Origin of the sequence: Pandoraea oxalativorans (assembly GCF_000972785.3) — a bacterium.
GTDB lineage: Bacteria > Pseudomonadota > Gammaproteobacteria > Burkholderiales > Burkholderiaceae > Pandoraea > Pandoraea oxalativorans.
Window position 1 is genome coordinate 5,093,927 of record NZ_CP011253.3, and the last position, 17,032, is coordinate 5,110,958.

The 17,032-nt window shown below is 61.9% G+C and carries 14 protein-coding genes, 2 pseudogenes and 1 other annotated feature; of the genes and pseudogenes, 5 read left to right on the forward strand and 11 right to left on the reverse strand.

Annotated features, from left to right (window positions below; translation table 11 throughout):
* Nucleotides 1-32 precede the first annotated feature (32 nt).
* From MB84_RS22450 to MB84_RS22465, 4 genes are all read right to left on the reverse strand, one after another.
* On the reverse strand, nucleotides 33-875 hold the full coding sequence (locus MB84_RS22450; RefSeq protein WP_245725434.1) for a MurR/RpiR family transcriptional regulator: 843 nt from the start codon (nucleotides 873-875) through the stop codon (nucleotides 33-35).
* 57 nt (nucleotides 876-932) lie between these two features.
* Nucleotides 933-2,030 carry a M14 family metallopeptidase gene (locus tag MB84_RS22455; RefSeq protein ID WP_046289951.1) on the reverse strand — a complete coding sequence of 366 codons (1,098 nt, stop codon included), beginning with the start codon at nucleotides 2,028-2,030 and terminating at the stop codon, nucleotides 933-935.
* A gap of 6 nt (nucleotides 2,031-2,036) precedes the next feature.
* Nucleotides 2,037-3,227, reverse strand: a complete 1,191-nt coding sequence (locus MB84_RS22460) for a M20 aminoacylase family protein (RefSeq protein ID WP_046289952.1) — start codon at nucleotides 3,225-3,227, stop codon at nucleotides 2,037-2,039.
* 165 nt (nucleotides 3,228-3,392) lie between these two features.
* Nucleotides 3,393-4,727, reverse strand: a complete 1,335-nt coding sequence (locus tag MB84_RS22465; protein ID WP_046289953.1) for an MFS transporter — start codon at nucleotides 4,725-4,727, stop codon at nucleotides 3,393-3,395.
* 200 nt (nucleotides 4,728-4,927) lie between these two features.
* Here MB84_RS22465 and MB84_RS22470 point away from each other — a divergent pair, with 200 nt between their 5' ends.
* Nucleotides 4,928-5,800 (forward strand): LysR family transcriptional regulator, encoded by an 873-nt coding sequence (locus MB84_RS22470; protein WP_046289954.1) that lies wholly within the window; start codon nucleotides 4,928-4,930, stop codon nucleotides 5,798-5,800.
* A gap of 25 nt (nucleotides 5,801-5,825) precedes the next feature.
* Here MB84_RS22470 and tssE read toward each other — a convergent pair whose 3' ends face one another.
* From tssE to tssK, 6 genes are all read right to left on the reverse strand, one after another.
* A complete protein-coding gene (gene tssE / locus MB84_RS22475; protein ID WP_046289955.1) occupies nucleotides 5,826-6,245 on the reverse strand; it encodes a type VI secretion system baseplate subunit TssE in 420 nt (139 codons plus the stop codon).
* Complete coding sequence (tssH, locus tag MB84_RS22480; protein WP_046289956.1) at nucleotides 6,242-9,004, reverse strand: type VI secretion system ATPase TssH; 2,763 nt, start codon at nucleotides 9,002-9,004, stop codon at nucleotides 6,242-6,244. The genes tssE and tssH overlap by 4 nt, the downstream gene beginning before the upstream one ends.
* A 101-nt stretch (nucleotides 9,005-9,105) precedes the next feature.
* Nucleotides 9,106-9,603 carry a type VI secretion system tube protein TssD gene (gene tssD / locus MB84_RS22485; protein WP_046289957.1) on the reverse strand — a complete coding sequence of 166 codons (498 nt, stop codon included), beginning with the start codon at nucleotides 9,601-9,603 and terminating at the stop codon, nucleotides 9,106-9,108.
* 88 nt (nucleotides 9,604-9,691) lie between these two features.
* Entirely contained in the window at nucleotides 9,692-11,380 is a 1,689-nt protein-coding gene (locus MB84_RS22490) for an OmpA family protein (RefSeq protein WP_046289958.1), read from the reverse strand.
* The gene (locus MB84_RS22495; protein WP_052652694.1) at nucleotides 11,377-12,168 is read right to left on the reverse strand and encodes a DotU family type IV/VI secretion system protein; all 792 of its coding nucleotides are present in this window, start codon (nucleotides 12,166-12,168) and stop codon (nucleotides 11,377-11,379) included. The genes MB84_RS22490 and MB84_RS22495 overlap by 4 nt, the downstream gene beginning before the upstream one ends.
* The gene (gene tssK, locus MB84_RS22500) at nucleotides 12,165-13,517 is read right to left on the reverse strand and encodes a type VI secretion system baseplate subunit TssK (protein ID WP_046289959.1); all 1,353 of its coding nucleotides are present in this window, start codon (nucleotides 13,515-13,517) and stop codon (nucleotides 12,165-12,167) included. The genes MB84_RS22495 and tssK overlap by 4 nt, the downstream gene beginning before the upstream one ends.
* A gap of 33 nt (nucleotides 13,518-13,550) precedes the next feature.
* On the opposite strand from tssK, the gene MB84_RS30065 reads away from it, so the two are divergent.
* The 3 genes and pseudogenes from MB84_RS30065 to MB84_RS31080 form a co-directional block, all read left to right on the forward strand.
* Nucleotides 13,551-13,922, forward strand: a complete 372-nt coding sequence (locus MB84_RS30065) for a hypothetical protein (protein WP_157122819.1) — start codon at nucleotides 13,551-13,553, stop codon at nucleotides 13,920-13,922.
* 11 nt (nucleotides 13,923-13,933) lie between these two features.
* Nucleotides 13,934-14,446, forward strand: a complete 513-nt coding sequence (gene tssB / locus MB84_RS22505; protein WP_046289960.1) for a type VI secretion system contractile sheath small subunit — start codon at nucleotides 13,934-13,936, stop codon at nucleotides 14,444-14,446.
* Nucleotides 14,447-14,510: 64 nt separating this feature from the next.
* A pseudogene (locus MB84_RS31080) lies at nucleotides 14,511-14,678 on the forward strand (type VI secretion system contractile sheath large subunit); the annotation flags it as partial.
* Nucleotides 14,679-14,715: 37 nt separating this feature from the next.
* Here the strand turns inward: MB84_RS31080 and MB84_RS22510 are convergent.
* A complete protein-coding gene (locus tag MB84_RS22510) occupies nucleotides 14,716-15,699 on the reverse strand; it encodes an IS110 family transposase (RefSeq protein WP_046289961.1) in 984 nt (327 codons plus the stop codon).
* 238 nt (nucleotides 15,700-15,937) lie between these two features.
* On the opposite strand from MB84_RS22510, the pseudogene MB84_RS29150 reads away from it, so the two are divergent.
* A pseudogene (locus MB84_RS29150) lies at nucleotides 15,938-16,857 on the forward strand (IS3 family transposase); the annotation flags it as partial.
* Nucleotides 16,219-16,335: a sequence feature (AL1L pseudoknot), on the forward strand. Its footprint overlaps the pseudogene before it by 117 nt.
* Nucleotides 16,858-17,032: the final 175 nt, after the last annotated feature.

The following is a 17,032-nucleotide window of genomic DNA, read 5'->3' on the forward strand; positions in this document are numbered from 1 at the left end:
TCAAATGCATCCAGGACGCGAGAGGGCGCCGGTCAGAATTCGTCGAGTGCGTCGTGGAACGCTTCCACGAGACCGAGATGACGGCGTCCCGGATTGCCCGCAAGCGTCATCACCTGCGTGACGATCAGGTGGCACAGACCCATCACCGCCGTGTGGTTATCGAGTACGCCAGGGCCCTGCACATCGCACTGCAACGACCACTTTGCGGGTGTCTTCGTGGCGGCATTGCGCTCGGTGATGTAGACGAGATTCGGGCAAGCTTTCGCAAGTTGCGCGACGACCGTCGGCATCTGGCGCACTCGACGGCGCAGCGCGAAGACGACCACGATGTCGTCTGCACCGATGCCTGCGAGATGTTCGCCAAGTGTCTCGCCTGCGCCGGGAATGACTTGCGCGGTGGGGACGGTTTGCAGCAACTGCCAGCGGAAATACATCGCGAGCGGCAGGCTGGAGCGAAAGCCCACGACCCAGACTTTGCGCGCCGACAGGATGGCAGCGGCGATCTGTTCGATTTCGTTGGACGAGAGACGGCGATACGTCGCGTCGATGTTGGCGAGGCTTTGCTGACGATGCGCACCGACGACGACGTCGGCTACCGCTTCGGTCGCATGCGTGCTTGCGGCCATCGCGAGCGGGGAACCCGCGCGTTGTTCGGAACGGACGTGTTTGCGTGCGTCGTCGAACGACTCATAGCCCAGACGCCGCACGAAGCGCGTGACGGTGGCATTCGACACCTGAGCCAGTGTGGCCAACTCGGATGCCGAATACCCCGCCAGATCGCCTGGCAGATCGAGTGCGAATTCGGCCAGACGCCGCTCCGACGGCGAGAGCTGATCGAGCTGATCGCGAATCCGACCGACGAAAGACTTCTTCACGTGAGGTGCCATGAGCGTTTGCTAGGTTGGGGCGGGCTATTGTCGCCCGATTTTGCCCTAACCGGTAGCGCCCTGACGACTCAACCCCGTCACCGCCTGCAAGATGGCCACGCGGGCCTGTCCGAGAATTTGGCCCTGCCATACGCCGTCGTCGAAGCAGAACGCCGCTTGCACCGACGCGCGAATGGCCGACGCTTGTGCCTGCGTCGCTTCAGGGTGCCGCCGCAACCACGAATCCGCCCGCAGCATGTGCAGCATGTCGATGAGCGGCACTGTGCCGTATTCGATGGCGATAGCGGTCGCCTGTGCGTGCTTCGCCGTGTTGCGCAGCGTGTCGAGCAGCGGACCACCGACGTTCGACGCCACGGTCATGCCGTCGATGGGGCTTGCCAGGTCGGCACCCCACCACGCGCGGGCACGTGCCAACTCCGCTGCGTCGAGACCACCTACGCAGATCTTCTCGCCATGTCCCGGCGGACCGAGGCCGGTGTGGAAGTCGATCCATCCGATGGCGTCGCAACGCTGGCCATGCGTTTCGATCAGCGTGCGCATCAGCCGCGTGCTCCACACGGGTTCGCGTCCCCCGTAGAACAGTCCGTCCGCGAACGCGTACTGTCCGATCGTGAGCGCGCGCTGATACGCCGCTTCGCCGTGCGTCGCGATGTAGTCAGCAATCGCTCGCACGTTATCGTCCGACGGCGGCCACTCGGGCGGCACGAGCAAATCGTGCAAATCGGCGTAAGCGGCGTTGACGGGCAGCGCCTGCGTGAAGTCGATGCTGTTGCGATTCAGATCGACGTTATCCTCGTTGGTGCGAGACAGCCACGAGAAGCCATACGGATTGATCGCGTGCACGACGAGAATGGCGACATCTGCCGCCGCGAGGCGCGCCTTCAGTCCTTCGTCGCCCAGCAGGGCGATCTGCGCCGCGCTGCCGCAGAATCCCTCTACGCCGTGCGTGCCGGAGGTGAGGATGAGCAGGCGTCGCGCCTCGGGTAAGCCGAGACGCACGACGTCCGTCGCGAGCGTCTCCCCCTCAAGACCGACGATGTCGGGAATGACGTGGCTCGTCACCTCCACACCGGCCTGCCGGGCCGCTGCCGCGAAGCGCTCGCGTGCCTGACGATAGCTGCCGGAAAACGGGCTCGTGGTCATCGCGTCTCACTCCGCCAGGAAAGCTTCGGTCAGGCGCACCCAATAGGTCGAGCCGAGTGTGAGGACATCGTCGTTGAAATCGTAGCTCGTGTTGTGCAGCATGCACGGACCGAGACCGTGACCATGCGCACGATGGTCGCCGGTGCCGTTGCCGATGTAGGCGTAGCAACCCGGACGCTCCAGCAGGAAGAACGAGAAGTCTTCGGCCCCCATGGTCGGATCAATGGGATCGACAACGTGATCGCGCCCCACGATCTCCTTCATGACACCCAGCGCAAACTGCGTCTCGGCAGCGGTGTTGACCGTCGGCGGGTAATTGCGGATAAACCAGAACTCGACCGTGCAACCGTACGCGGCAGCCGTCGATTCGCAGAACTCGCGCATGCGCGTCTCGACCAGATCGAGCACTTCGAGCGAGAAGGTGCGCACCGTGCCTGCGAGCGTCGCGGTGTTTGGAATGACGTTGATGGCCTCGCCTGCCTGCATCTGCGTGATGGAGAGGACGGCGGCGTCGATGGGACGCTTGTTGCGCGTCATGATGCTTTGCAGGCCGGTGCCGATCTGCATGGCTGTGAGGACGGGATCGATGCCGTCGTGCGGCATGGCGGCGTGTGCGCCCGTGCCTTTGACGACGATGCGGAATTCATTGCTCGACGCCTGCGTCGCGCCTACACGCGCGCCGAAGCTGCCCGCCGCGAGTCCGGGCCAGTTGTGCAGAGCGAACACCGCATCGACCGGAAACTTCTCGAACAGGCCGTCCTCGAGCATCGCCTTCGCGCCGCCGCCACCCTCTTCCGCCGGTTGGAAGATGAAGACGATGGTGCCGTCGAAATTGCGATGTGCGGCCAGGTGTTGCGCGGCACCGAGCAGCATGGCGGTGTGGCCGTCGTGACCGCAGGCGTGCATCTTGCCCGCGTATTGCGACGCATGCTCGAACGTGTTGAGTTCCTGAATCGGCAGCGCGTCCATGTCCGCGCGCAGGCCGATGACCTTCTTGCCCGTCCCGTTGCGCAGCACGCCGACGACGCCCGTCTTGCCTAGCCCGCGCGTGACTTCGATCCCCCACGATTCGAGCAGCTTCGCTACGATATCCGACGTGCGCGCCTCTTCATAGCGGAGTTCGGGGTGGGCGTGGATGTCACGTCGGATAGCTTGCAGTTCGGCCGATCGCTCGGCGATTTCCGGAATGATGGACATGAGATGGGTCTCTTGATGGTGCCCCGAAAGGCGCGACGCTCGCCGACGATGTCGACGGGTCGCGCGCAATGGACAGGGGCAGGTTTGGGGATTTGGGGAGGCAGTGCGGTGGTGCGCCAGCGCGCCATCGAAATGGCCGCGCCGGGCACCGTGATCGTTGGTGTCTTAGAGCAGGGGTTGCCGCGAGCGGTCCTTGAGCATCAGGATCGTGACGAGGCCGACGGCTGCGCCGAACAGGCCGTAGTAGACGACGGCAAGCTTGTCGCCCGTCCAGCCGATGAGCAGCGTTGCGATGGCACCGGCGAAGCCGCCGAAGATCATCACCGCGAAGTTGTAGCCGATGGCCATCGACGTGGCACGCACGCGCGACGGGAACAGTTCGCACACGAAGGCGCAATACGATCCCTGGAACAGCCCGAGCGAGAGCATCAGGCAGCACTGCACGAAGATCAGCATCGGGAGCGTCGGCACGTGGCTGACGGCGAGGAACAGCGGATACGCGATGATCAGGCTGATGAGTGCAGAGGCGGTCATCGGCTTTTTGCGGCCGATGGCGTCGGAGATGCGCCCCGAGGCGAACGTCCCCACGATGTAGGCGACGGCTGCGCACAACGACGCGATCACGCTGCTCTTGAACGGGATGCCCAGCGACTTCGTCGCGTAGCTCGGCATGTAGTAGTAGAAGATGTACGTGCCGATGGTGCCGTACACCGTGAGGCCGAAGCCCGCCAGCACCTGCCGCCAATGCTGCGTGACCGATTCGATGAACGGCGAGCGCTTTTCGACGTCTTGCTTGCGAGCGTCCTTGAAGACCGGCGACTCGTCCAGCCGCGAGCGCACGTAGAGACCGACCGGCACGTTCAGCAGACCGATGACGAATGGAATGCGCCAGCCGAACGCGTCGATCTGTTCCGGCGTGAGGGTTTGCGTGATGCCGACGGAGACGATGGCACCGAGCAGCATGCTGCAGGCCTGCGCGATCATCTGGAAGCTGCCGTACACGCCACGGCGCTCGACCGGTGCGTGCTCGACGAGGAATGCCGTTGCGCTGCCCACTTCGCCGCCTGCGGAGAAGCCTTGAAGGAAGCGGCCGATGAGCATGAGCACTGGTGCGGCCATGCCGATTTGTGCGTACGTCGGCGCGAAGGCGATGACGGCGACGCCCAGCGCCATGACGGTGATCGTCAGAAGTAGTGCTGCTTTTCGTCCGTGCTTATCGGCGTAAGCGCCGAGCACGATGCCACCGAGCGGACGTGTGAGGAAGCCAACGCCGAAGGTCGTCCATGCCGCGAGCAGTGCGGCGGTGGGGTTATCGCTGGGGAAGAACTGGCGCGCGATGTTCGCGGCGAAGAAGGTAAAGACGGTGAAGTCGAACCATTCGAGCGCATTCCCGACGGTGGACACCGCAATGACCTTGACGTCGATACGCTTGCCCGATCGCTCGGTTGGCGCGGTATTAGCGGTATTCGTGGCGCTGTCGCGCCCGACCGAAACTTCCATGGGGATACTCCTCTTCTATGAAGTGTGTTCGTGGCAAGCCGACCGCACTCGCTTCGCCCCATTCTGCTTGTGCCAAAAAACCAATAAAAGCTAGAATTTGTGATTCGTCATCGCAAGTTTTTTGATGAATCGGCGGTCGTTTTCATCGGTTCATCCCGAGGTTTTCTTCCGACAATTCATAGGTTTAGTGCGAGTCAGACATGAGCAATCTGCGATTTATGCGGACGTTTGCAGCGGTCGCGAGATACGGTTCGTTTGCTTCGGCAGCCGAACACCTCGCCATGACCCAATCGGCGGTGAGCATGCAAATGCGCGCGCTGGAGGAGGAGTTCGACCATCCGCTGTTCGACCGCGTGGGACGCTCCGTCGCCCTCAATGCGATGGGACGCCTTCTGCTGCCTCACGCGGAACAACTGCTCGCGCAGTATCAGACGATGCGCACGCTGGCCGCTGGCATCGAATCGACCGCCGGGCCGGTGACGATTGGCGCGGTGGAGTCAGCGGTGAGTGCGTTGGCGCGGGCGGTGTCGCAGATCAAGCACGCGCAGCCGCATCTGGAGATATTGATTCAGACGGCACGGTCGATTGAGTTGACCGCGAAGCTCGACGCCGGGGAGATCGATTGCGCGGTGCTGGTGGAGCCATCGGGGCGACGTCCGGCAGGGGTGCGGTGGACGCCGTTGTATCGGGAGCCGTTGGTGCTGCTGGCATCGTCGGCGTTGAAGTCTTCGTCGGTGGCGAAGCTGCTGGAGACCGAACGGTTTCTGCGGTTTGATCGGACGCAGCGCACAGGGGCGTTGATCGATCGTGCGGTGCGACGTCAGCACGTGAAGGTCAGCGACTTTCTGGAGTTGTCGTCCATCGAAGGGATCGTGGCGCTGGTGCGGCAACGGGTCGGTGTGGCAGTAGTGCCGATGCTGAGAAGCGCATCATGGGCGCATGAAGATGCGTTGCGCGTGATTCCTTTACCCGGGGTAACGGAACAACGAAGTATCGGACTGCTTGAGCGGACGCGACACGATAACGCTGGGATTACGACGGCGATTGCGCAGCAGGTGATGGCGCAGGGGTGAGGGGCGCCCCCCGGTGCCCAAGACCTCATAGGCCATCGGGCCGCTTCACCAGTCGAACGCCGCGTGGCTCAAAGTAGGTGCCGAAACGCACCAGCCCCGCCTTTCTGAGATGAACCGTCATCTCGAAACTCATGAGTATTCCGGGGTCGGCATCGGTCACGGGTGCGACTTCGACCCTGCCGATGCGCGGCTCATAAACCAGCAGCGTCTTTTCCAACTGCGCCTGAAGCTCGCTCGCGGATGCGGGTAAGGCGCGATAAATCATGCTCAGGTCCGGCAGTCCGTAGTCGGGCAGATGCTTGAGCGCGCCTGCGCGAGTGTTCAGAATGCGCTGCACGTTGCGCTGAACGCTCAGGATCTCGAGCGTCCTATCGTCGTGCAGATGGATGGATTCTCCGTCGATATGGCCTAGCAGGACGTCATAAAGGGACGGGCCAGCCGTCATTCGCTCACCTCGGACTGCGCCACTGGCGCATTGTGACCGCCGCAATTTCTCAGAAAGTCGATATCGAGCTGACCGTCGGTAGTCACCGAGAGCGCGACGCCTTCCGGCAAATTGTCCGATGCAAGACAGGCAAGCAACTCGTCCGAAATGGCAGGCAATATCTGCTGATCGATGAACGCGTCGATGCCGCGGGCACCCGATGCTCGGCTCAGGCATCCGTCTGCCAGCATCGTGACCAATGCATCGTCGACCGTGAGCGATACGTTATGTCGCACAGCAAGCCGGTCCGCGACGCGAGCCAGCTTCATGGCCACGATGGAACGCAACGCATCGGTGCCGAGGGGCCGGTACAACAAGGTCTCGAATCGTGCAAACAGCGCAGGTTGAAAATGCGCGACTAGTGCTGGACGAACGGTATCGAGCAATGCCGCTTGCGACATCTCCGGGTTCTCTTGCGTCAGCACGTCGATCTCGTCGCTGGCAAGGTTGGACGTCATCAAGATCACGCAATTGCGGAAGTCGATCTCCCTCCCTTCCCCGTCGCGCATGGCGCCTCGATCAAACACCTGATAGAACATGTCGAGAACGTCGCGGTGCGCCTTTTCCACTTCGTCGAGCAACACAATGCCGTAAGGACGTTGCCGTACGGCTTCCGTGAGCACGCCGCCACGGCCATACCCCACGTAACCCGGCGGAGCGCCTTTTAACTGAGAAACACTATGGGCTTCCTGATATTCCGACATATTGATGGTCGTCAGCGCCGCCGCGCCACCAAAGAGCGCGTCGGCCAGCGCGAGTGCGGTCTCGGTCTTGCCCACGCCCGACGGTCCTGCCAGCAGGAATACGCCCAGTGGCGCATGATCGGACGCCAGCCCCGCCTTCGCCATTCGAAGACGCCGCGTCAATGCGCGCACCGCGTCGTCCTGCCCGACTACGCGAGAGGTCAGTTTCGTTTCCAATGAAAGCAGGCTGCGCAGCTCATCGGACACCAGATTGCCTACGGGCACGCCAGTCCACTCCGACACGACACGTGCGACCGCCCCGGCGTCGACTTCGGCACTCACAAGCGGGACGGAACCTTGCGCGTCGCTCAATGCCGCCCATGCGCGCGACATCGCCGGGCCGTCGCACGTTTCACCCGCTGCCTGCCGAAGCGTCAGCACGGTCGTCGCGAGTGCTCGCTCATGTTCATAGCGTGTTCGTAGCGAAACGGCATGCGCGCGTGCGGTCATCACTTCGGACGCGATTTCCTCAAGTCGCGCCGCCGTCCCGGGGATCCCTTGCCGCGCGTCACCATCGAGCGTCTCACGCTCATTCTCCAGTGCAACGATGGCCGCGTCGGCTCTCTGCAGTTCGACCGGCGCGGCGTCCAGTCCCATGCGAACGCGCGCGCAAGCCGTGTCGATGAGATCGACGGCCTTGTCCGGTAACTGTCGCCCCGGAATATAACGCCGCGAGAGCTTCACGGCCGCCACCAGCGCCTCGTCCCGAATGTGCACGCGATGGAACGATGCATAGCGCTTCTGAAGACCGCGCAACATCAAACATGCAGCGGCATCGTCCGGTTCATCGACCTTGATCAGTTGAAAGCGCCGCTCAAGTGCGGCGTCACGTTCGAAGTACTCCTTGTACTCGGCCCACGTGGTTGCCGCAATCGTGCGCAACTCTCCGCGCGCCAGCGCGGGCTTGAGGAGATTGGCAGCGTCTGCACCGCCTGCCGCATTACCCGCGCCGATGAGCGTATGTGCTTCGTCGATGAACAACAGCACCGGAACGCTCGATGCCTGTACCTCTTGGATGACGGTCTTAAGCCGCTGTTCGAATTCGCCCTTCACCCCCGCACCTGCTTGCAACAGGCCGAGGTCGAGCGTCAGCACCCGCACATCGCGCACGGCTGCCGGCACGTCGCCGCTCACCACGCGCAACGCCAGCCCCTCGACCAGCGCCGTCTTGCCCACGCCCGGCTCGCCCACCAGGATCGGGTTGTTTTTTCGTCGGCGTGCCAGCACGTCGACCATTTGCTGGACCTCGCGGTCACGTCCGAAGACCGGGTCGATATCGCCGCGACGTGCCTTGTCCGTGAGGTCGATCGCGTAACGCGCCAGTGCGTCTTGCTGTGCGGGTCCGCCGTTGACCCGCGCAGCGGTGGGATGCTTCGATTCGGCGTGCGTCTTCGCTGCAGTCTCCGGACTCGCACCCGACATCGACGTTCCCGATCCCTCGCGAGCCGGTGCGTCGCCTGGCGACGATGCCGCTACGTCTCGCCAAACTTCCGGTAGGTCTTCCGTCTCGCACGACTGCGCGCCGAGTCTGGGAAGCAATCTCCCGATCTGCGCGCTGCTCAGACTCAGCAGCGGCCATGCGTCGCGAGTTCGCATAACGTGAGGTGCATCCACGATGGCCTGCAAGAGATTGGCCGAGCGAACGGGCTGACGGATACCGTCCTGACAGGCATGCCCCCACGCATCCGAGAGGACCGTGGCGAGTTGGAGCGACAGCGCGGGCTTGCCGCGCAGATGACGGGGCTGCCGGTCGATAACGGACATCAGGGCATCCCAGACAGCGTTGGCGTCGATACCGTAGTGACGCAGGATCGCAGGAATATCACCATCCCCGGCCTCCAGCAGCTTGAGCATCCAGTGTTCGACCGTGATCTCGTCGGACAGCCGGGATCCGCACAGGCTCGCTGCGGCTTCGAGGGCTACCGCGCAGTGGGAATTGAGATGTTGCAGAAGGAGAGTGGTGTCGCGAGAGGTCATGACGGGCAAGCAGGCAGTCCGGGGGACGGTGTCGGGAATGACAATCGGCACCGGCCGCTTCCGGGCGTCCGGTGCCGATTGCGGTAGAGAATCGCCGTGCGTCAGGCGGCCTTGCCGCCGCGTTCGTTCCACGAATCCATGTGCTGGATGTTGCCGTTGGCAAACTTCCACTGAATGGTTTCGTAGCGCAGCTCCACCTCTTCCAGGTGATTGTGCTTCTCGAATGCGGGGTCCTTGATGTCGAGCATCTTGGCCTTGATGCTCACGACCTTCACGTTCTCCATCACGGTCGTGAAATACTCCTCTTCCTTACCCGCGCCGTCGATCTCGTACTCGCGGATCGTCACGGTCTGAAGCGTCTTGCCCGAGGTCAGTGCCTTGTAGAGCTCCGGCGTGGAGCGGTCCTTGGCCTTGGTCAGACGATACGACCGGTGCACGCGCGTACCGGTCAGCTTGCCCGTGTTTCCGTCCGTCGGAATATAGACTTCGTGGTCGTAAGCCACGAGCTCTACGCTACCCTCGCGGCCCTTGACGGTCACCGAGCCGTCGATCTTCTTACCCGCGTCGTCAGACAGAAACATATAGCCGGGAATTGCCATGCATTGCTCCTAAATTGCTATTACACCAATGGCCCGCTAATGGCAGCGGGCGAGAAATCCCGAAGTGTCGGCTTCGGGGACATACCATTCAGGTCGGTGACGGAAAACCCGTGTCGGGCACGAGCGTGATTTCCACGCGGCGGTTTTTGGCGCGTCCTTCGGCATCGTCGTTCCCGGCAATCGGGCGAGTCTCCCCATACCCCTGAATTGCGAACTGCGTGCGCGGCAGACCCGACGCTTCGACGAGCCAGTCGCGCACCGCCTCGGCACGCGCTGTCGAGAGTTTCAGGTTGAAGGCGGGGCTGCCGACGTCGTCCGTGTAGCCTGCGATCAACACGCGCTTGCCGGCATGCGACTTGATCATCTCCACAGCCTCGACCATCACGCGCGTCGAACCCGGTTTGAGGGTGGCCTTGCCTGTTTCGAAGAGCGCCATGCTGTCGAGCGAGACGATGGACGGAAGGGGCGGAGGCGGAACGTACGAGGCAATCGCCCGATTCAACGTCGGCAACAGCAGTGCGCCACGGTGCAAGCCGAACGAGAGTTCAAGCGGCACGCCCAAACGCAAATGGCGCTCCAGCGTGTTTCTATCGTCGATCACGCGCTGAAGTGCATCTCGTTTGGCCGCGTCGCTCTCGGGCGCCACCGCAGCATATGCGGCCAGATGACGCTCCACTTGCGCAAGCAGCGCCGCATTGTTATGACCCGCGGCCCAGAAAGCCAGCGCGCAGGCGCACGCCATCGACGCCCCCCCATGCACCAACGCTCGCACGAGCGAAGACACGCCGCGACGGCGACGCAGACCACCGATCAACGGATGCCCAAACGGCCATGGCTGCGGCAACGCCGTCGCGCTCGCAGGATGCACGCCCGTGCGATGGGCAACCTCACGCTCCCACAGCCCGTGTGCGTCGCCCGCCGGTCCAGCGTCGACCCAGGCGAGACCCGTGACAACGACCGGCGCACTCGGCAGGCTAACGGTCGTGAATGCGTCGTCAATGAACCGGCGTGACCATGGCATCAGCGCGCTCAGCGTGGCCGCCCGTTCTGGACTGTGCGCATCCGCACCCGCCCTCCCCTGCTGCATGGCAGCGCGCATCACCGAAGAGAAGTGCTCGTCCCGAATGGGACCACCGTCCGAGACAACACCGAACCAATCCGGCACAGGACTCGCTTCGCCACGCGTGAGGCGCTGGTATATGGCGACGTATACGGGCAAGCGCAGACCCATCACGCGCGATGTGTCCGCCACCGACTGCCGAAGCGCGCCCAGCCGCGCTCTGAAGTCCTCAACGTCCTCGGCCATCGACGGCGCCACACTGACCAGAACCGCATCGGGTAACACCCCGCCTCGACACCGCTGCACCACGAGGGCCAGCACAGCAAGATCTCCCGTTCGGTCTACCCGCACCCAGATGGCACCGTGCGCCACATTCAGAAGTCGTCTCTCGTCGTAGCGGTCGAAGAGCGCAGGCAGTCCATCGCCGACGACCAGCACCAGCGGCAGCTTCTCGCTGTCATACGACGCCATCCTCCCGAGGGCTTCTCGAAGCGCACTCAGGTCGCCGTCGTCTGCCTCGTGCCGGACAGCGCCCCATCGCCCCGTCACGACGAAGATCGCGACGGCCACCGCGACGATCACCGTCGTGAGCAGCCACGACACCCCCGTCTCGAACGGACTCACAAGCCATAGCACGGCCAATGTCAACACTGCGGCGAACGCGAGCGTCGCACCGCGTAGATTCACCCGTCGGCGCGCGTAGCGAAGACCCGTCACTGATGCGACACCTTAACGGCGGGAGTGGAAACCGAGGTCCCGGACGCGGGTGGCGTCATCCCGCTCATCGCCTCGATACGTTGAAGCTCCAGCGTCAGTGCCCGATCCCACGCCCCCCATACGAGAACAGCAACGACGCAGGTCAGTCCGGCAATCGTCCATGGGGAGATGCGATGCCATATGTCGGAAAAGCGACGTGCGGATTGCTGGACGACGAACGACGGTTCGACCGTCGGGCCGAGCGCTTCGATGCGGGCGTCGAGTGACTTAATCAGGTCGCGGCGGCGCGCGTCTCCAAGCAACGCGTAGCGCCCAACGAATCCCAGTCGAAGCAATGCCTGATAGAACTCGAGAACACCAGCACTCGTGCCGTCGGCCTGCATATAGACGTCCAGCCGCTCGAAGACGCGCTCTCCTGCATCATGGATGCCGAAGCGGGTGACCTGAAGCGGCGCCAGCTCCCACGCCTCGCGATCATGCGCTTTGAGGTGATGCAGCACCGTCTCGTCGAGCAAGGCGCACTGGGCGACTCGCACGTCGTCGTAATGTTGCCCTTCGACGCCGTGCGTCGCGAGTTTTGCGTCGAGCGAATCCAGCAACGCCTCACATCGCTCGCGCAACACCGCTGCATTCGTCACGACGCCACCCGCCGATATCGTGGTGACAAGCAACGCGGTATCGCACAGCAGCGCGCGCAACGACACCGACGCCGCATCGTCGATACCGGCGTTCGACTTCGCGCGGCCACCGGCGACCGGATCGCGAGACTCTTTGAGCACTGCGTTCATGAGCGAAGCACCGCATAAAGTTCGACCGACGCCTCAGTGAGCGACGCCGGTAAGTAAATCTGGCACGCACGCGCGGCGAGCATGCGCGCGAGTGCAGGACTGGCACCGTCGAGGGCGAAGTATTGGTTACCCAGACGCACGGGAATCGCGGCTGGCACGCGTTGCACAGGCATCACAGGAATGCCCGAGAGCGCCGAGTTGACGATGCGTTCGACGTCGTCCGGCGCGCCGATCTTGCACAGGCGAGGAAACTGCTCCACCAAAGCCGTAGCCGGTACTGGCGCGCTCACGGACACATACCAATCCACCGCTTCGTCGATAAGGCGGTCGTCGAGAATCTGCCCTGTCCACGTGTTCGCCGACTTGCGAACGAGCCCGATGGGTACGACACGCGACGGAATAATGGCGTCGAGCAAGTTCCTGATCGACGTCTCAAGCGACGCAAACACTTCATCGGCACGTTCGTGGTCGTACTCGGGGATGTCGGTGAGATTCGTTTGTGTAGAGAACGTCGTCAGCGTGCACATGAGTTGCGCGAGCACGCCATATAGCGATTCGGTCGGACGATTCGGATAGGCAGCGAAATGTCGCAGTTGCGGCCAGGCTTGATGGATGCAGTGCAGCAGCCAGAAGAGCTGTACATCTGCCACGCCGTACTCGGTGACGTGGTCGACGCGCTCGCTGCGGCGTGCACCTAGCGCGAGGCTTTTGGCATGCAGGATATCGGCGATGCGAACCGCGCGTTCCACGTGACGCGGGTGTCCCGACAACGCCAGACAAGGCGGTACGAATTCGGGATCTGCGCGAAAGCGCCCTTGAGGGGTCCGCTTGAGTCGCGCGACGACGCATACGGTGTCGTCGGCGTGCGGCTCGAAATCGAACAGCAGACGCACCGCATGCCGTTCCGTCGCAATTTCCGTCGCCTCGGTGCCGTTCATGTCGACCGTCTTCACGTACTCACGAAACGTTCTGCGCGGTCGGGCACTGGCGGTCTCATCCATCCGGCAATTGGCGCCATTGGCGTCGGGCAGTGCCAGCGCGGCAAGCACGGTGAGCGACTGAGCCTCGGACGAAAGGCCCTGAGTGAGATCGCGTGCGGGGGGAAGTGCGTCTGCCAGCGTAGTGTCGATCGGCGTGCCATCCGCAAACCGAAGTTTGAGACGGCTGAGCTTCAGGCGCCCTGCGTCCAGTGCCTGCTCGTCGACTGCGACCTCCAGCGTTCCCCAAGGCGCTGCCACGACCCCGGATGCCATTTGCTGGAGCGAGAAGGCCGCCCAGCGGTCCTGCTGCTGGAAGTGCTGCGGTGAGAGGATCAGCCCTTCCTGCCACAGTGGCTTATCGATCCGCATTCGAGTGTCGCTCCATCCGGGAATTCAAAGGTCGTGAATTCTAGCGATGGAAATGGCGATGCCGAAAGAAAAATTCAGAGGCACAACGACCGCAAAAATATTTCAAAAAAAGGTTTTTCCCGAACCTATATCCTCGCAAATCCGCTATACGGACGATTTGGGAAAATTCCGATAAAACTTTTCTCAGATCATTGTTTTCATTCACACTTATTAATAATTAACATCAACAATAAACAATTCGATCACCACATCATTCAACGAGACAAATCCCAAAAATCAGCATTTAGAATTTTCCCTCTATCGGAAGTGGCTTTTGACTTCACAAAAAGCGCCGTGCTAAAAACCCACGCTTTCCGGCATTCGCGTCGCTTCGATCATGGCGACAACCCGGACTGTGTTATCTGATAGGGGTTTTAATGGACAGCTTTCAACGTGAAATTCCGAAGTCCAGAGTCAGCATTACCTTGGATCTTCATACGGGCGGGGCGCAAAAGAAGGTCGAGCTGCCGCTCAAGCTGCTGGTGGCTGGCGACTTCAGCGCCGGTCGCGAGCAAGCGCCTCTCGCCGAGCGCGCCAAAGTCAGCATCGAGAAAAATAACTTCGACGCCGTGCTCGCCGACTACGCGCCGGATCTGAAATTCGCCGCAACCAATACGCTCGCCGGTGACGGTTCGGACCTACCGGTGAACCTCTCCTTTCGTTCGATGAAGGACTTTGAACCCGAGCAGGTCGCGCGTCAGATCCCTGAACTGCAGGCGTTGCTCGCGACACGCAATCTGCTGCGCGATCTCAAATCGAACCTGCTCGACAACACCGGATTCCGTCGTGAGCTTGAGAAAGTACTCAAGGACAAACGCCTGTCCGACAAGTTGCGTGCCGAACTTGCCCAGATCGCGACGGCCGCGACGCATCCCGAAGGACACGCCTGAATTTGTATGACTCAGGCGAGATCAGGTCGCCCTTGTCATCCCACGAACACTGACGGAACCCGACATGAAGTCGAAAGAATCGCAACAAGGGTCTGCGAAGGCCATCGTGCTGGACGCACATGACGCGTCGCAAGCCACCCAGAACAGTGTCTACGCTTCACTGTGCAGCAAGATCAACCTTCAACCTGTGTCCGAGGCACGTCCGATCGAAGCGTTTCGCGACAACGACATGAACCGCCCCGGATTTTGTGGAGATACCGTCTTGCCCGTCAAGCGATTGCGACGTAGTTCGCCCGATAAGGCTGTCGTGTCTTCAGAACGCCGAAACACAGATGCACAAGCTTACGCATTGCAGCGCCGAGTATAGACATGGTGGATTTGCCACGCGCTGCCAAGCGTTCACACAATGCCTTGATGTGGGGGTTATAGCGTTTAGCGACGACGGCCGCCATGTAGAGAGTTGCCCGTACCTTGGGCGGCCCGGCCTTCGATAAACGTGAAGGGCCCTGGATCGACGATCCCGACTGCCTCTGCACCGGCACCAGGCCGAGATACGCCGCAAGTTGTTCTGCAGAATCGAAGTGGCGCGCGTGCATGATGGCAAGCAGCGTGCGGCCTACCTGAGGGCCAACTGCCGGGATACTTTGCAGCAGCATCAAGTTTGCTTTAAGGCCCGGATGGGCAGCAATGTGATCATCGATCTCGCGTTGCAGGCTGGCTAAATGGCGCTCCAAAAACTCGATCGTCTCGAGAATCGAATGCAGGACTAGCGCCGTTGGAGCCGTGATTTCCGCTTTCTCATGCCGGTTGCGCTCACGCTGAAGATCTTGTGCAAGCGCTTCACGGCGCGCCATCAGTGCTTGAAGTATGCGAGCCTCGGGCGCTGGAGGACTCCAGCGCATTGGCTGTGCGTGCATCGCAAAGCGCGCTAACACGTGGCTGTCTACCATGTCGTTCTTCGTGCGCACGCCCATTCCCGTCGCAAAAGCACGCACCTGCGCAGGATTAACGACAGACACGGAGAGCCCGGCATCGTGCAGGCCACACGCGGCCATCTCGTGATAGACGCCGGTACCTTCGAGCGCGACATGTACGTGGCTCGGCTCGGTGTGTCTCTTGCCCAACCAGCCCAACAGATCGGTTAGGCCGGCGCGGCTATTGGCAACAACCTTCGTACTATGCTTGCCGTTTGTCATGTCCAGCAGGCAGCAATCCAGCTTGGCTTTGGCAACATCAATACCGAGGTAGAACATCAATTTGATCCTTAATCGAGGAATCAATACCAACTCACCCACTTGCCTTGTACATACAGGGTCCACGCCCTTGGCTACCGTTCAGTGTCTGTGCTGGTGAGGGCGAGGCGAAGGGCATTATCTCCACAGCAAGGTCCAAGCCTTCAGGCTCCAAACATGCTCACTTCACCTCATGTGACGGTAGCTAACCATCACGAAGACGAAGATACAAGGCTCCAACTCTTGAGAGAATGGAGCCATGAACAAGAGATCGAGCAAGTTTTCCCCGGAAGTCCGGGAGCGCGCAGTGCGCCTGGTGCGCGAGCAGCGTAGCGAGCATCCGTCGCTGTGGGCGGCGGTCGAGTCGATTGCGCCGATGATCGGCTGCACGCCGCAAACGCTGAACGATTGGGTCAAGCGCGACGAGATCGATAACGGCGAACGTGCCGGCCTGAGCGCGAGCGAGCGTGATCGCCTGAAGGCGCTGGAGCGCGAGAACAAGGAATTGCGCAAGACCAACGAGATTCTCAAACTGGCCAGCGCGTTTTTCGCCCAGGCGGAGCTCGACCGCCGTATCAAGTCCTGAAAGCCTTCATCGATCAGCATCGCGACACCTTCGGGGTCGAGTCGATCTGCAAGGTTTTGCGGATTGCCCCGTCGGGTTACTGGCGCCATGCTGCCCAGCTTCGCGATCCATCCAAGCGCTGCGCCCGAGTCAAGCGTGACGACGTGCTGTGCCCGGAAATCCAGCGTGTCTGGCACGCCAACATGCGGGTCTACGGCGCAGACAAGGTCTGGAGGCAGATGAACCGGGAGCAAATTCGGGTGGCCCGCTGCACGGTCGAGCGACTGATGCAGCGGCTGGGATTGCAAGGCGCGGTGCGCGGCAAACGGGTTCGCACAACGATTCCCGATGTCTCGGCACCTCGCCCGCTGGACCGGGTCAATCGCCAATTCAAAGCCGACCGGCCGAATCAGCTCTGGGTTTCCGATTTCACCTACGTTTCGACGTGGCAGGGCTGGCTGTACGTGGCGTTCGTCATCGACGTGTTTGCACGACGCATCGTTGGCTGGCGGGTGAGTCGTACCATGCGCACCGACTTCGTACTCGATGCGCTTGAACAAGCGCTGTATGCCCGCCAACCGGGCGACGACGGGACGCTGATCCATCACTCCGACAGTAAGAATACGGGTATCAGATGTTTCCGGGCTTCTCGCGGCTTTCAATGAGGGCTGTCCGGCGACTTTTGGTGCCGTAAAGCGTTCCGGGCGACCTGACCCACATTCCGATCGACGTAGTGTCTTTCCCCTGACCTGTCGATCGTCCGGAACCGCCGAGCGGCGAGGTTTCGCC

What these genes read in the sequence shown, in the direction of transcription:
- MB84_RS22455 (WP_046289951.1), bottom strand. Translation starts at nt 2,030, where the DNA reads ATGACCACGAGCCCGTTTTCCGGCAGCTATCGTCAGGCACGCGAGCGC.
- MB84_RS22460 (WP_046289952.1), bottom strand. Translation starts at nt 3,227, where the DNA reads ATGTCCATCATTCCGGAAATCGCCGAGCGATCGGCCGAACTGCAAGCT.
- MB84_RS22465 (WP_046289953.1), bottom strand. Translation starts at nt 4,727, where the DNA reads ATGGAAGTTTCGGTCGGGCGCGACAGCGCCACGAATACCGCTAATACC.
- MB84_RS22470 (WP_046289954.1), top strand. Translation starts at nt 4,928, where the DNA reads ATGAGCAATCTGCGATTTATGCGGACGTTTGCAGCGGTCGCGAGATAC.
- tssE (WP_046289955.1), bottom strand. Translation starts at nt 6,245, where the DNA reads ATGACGGCTGGCCCGTCCCTTTATGACGTCCTGCTAGGCCATATCGAC.
- tssH (WP_046289956.1), bottom strand. Translation starts at nt 9,004, where the DNA reads ATGACCTCTCGCGACACCACTCTCCTTCTGCAACATCTCAATTCCCAC.
- tssD (WP_046289957.1), bottom strand. Translation starts at nt 9,603, where the DNA reads ATGGCAATTCCCGGCTATATGTTTCTGTCTGACGACGCGGGTAAGAAG.
- MB84_RS22495 (WP_052652694.1), bottom strand. Translation starts at nt 12,168, where the DNA reads ATGAACGCAGTGCTCAAAGAGTCTCGCGATCCGGTCGCCGGTGGCCGC.
- tssK (WP_046289959.1), bottom strand. Translation starts at nt 13,517, where the DNA reads ATGCGGATCGATAAGCCACTGTGGCAGGAAGGGCTGATCCTCTCACCG.
- tssB (WP_046289960.1), top strand. Translation starts at nt 13,934, where the DNA reads ATGGACAGCTTTCAACGTGAAATTCCGAAGTCCAGAGTCAGCATTACC.
- MB84_RS22510 (WP_046289961.1), bottom strand. Translation starts at nt 15,699, where the DNA reads ATGTTCTACCTCGGTATTGATGTTGCCAAAGCCAAGCTGGATTGCTGC.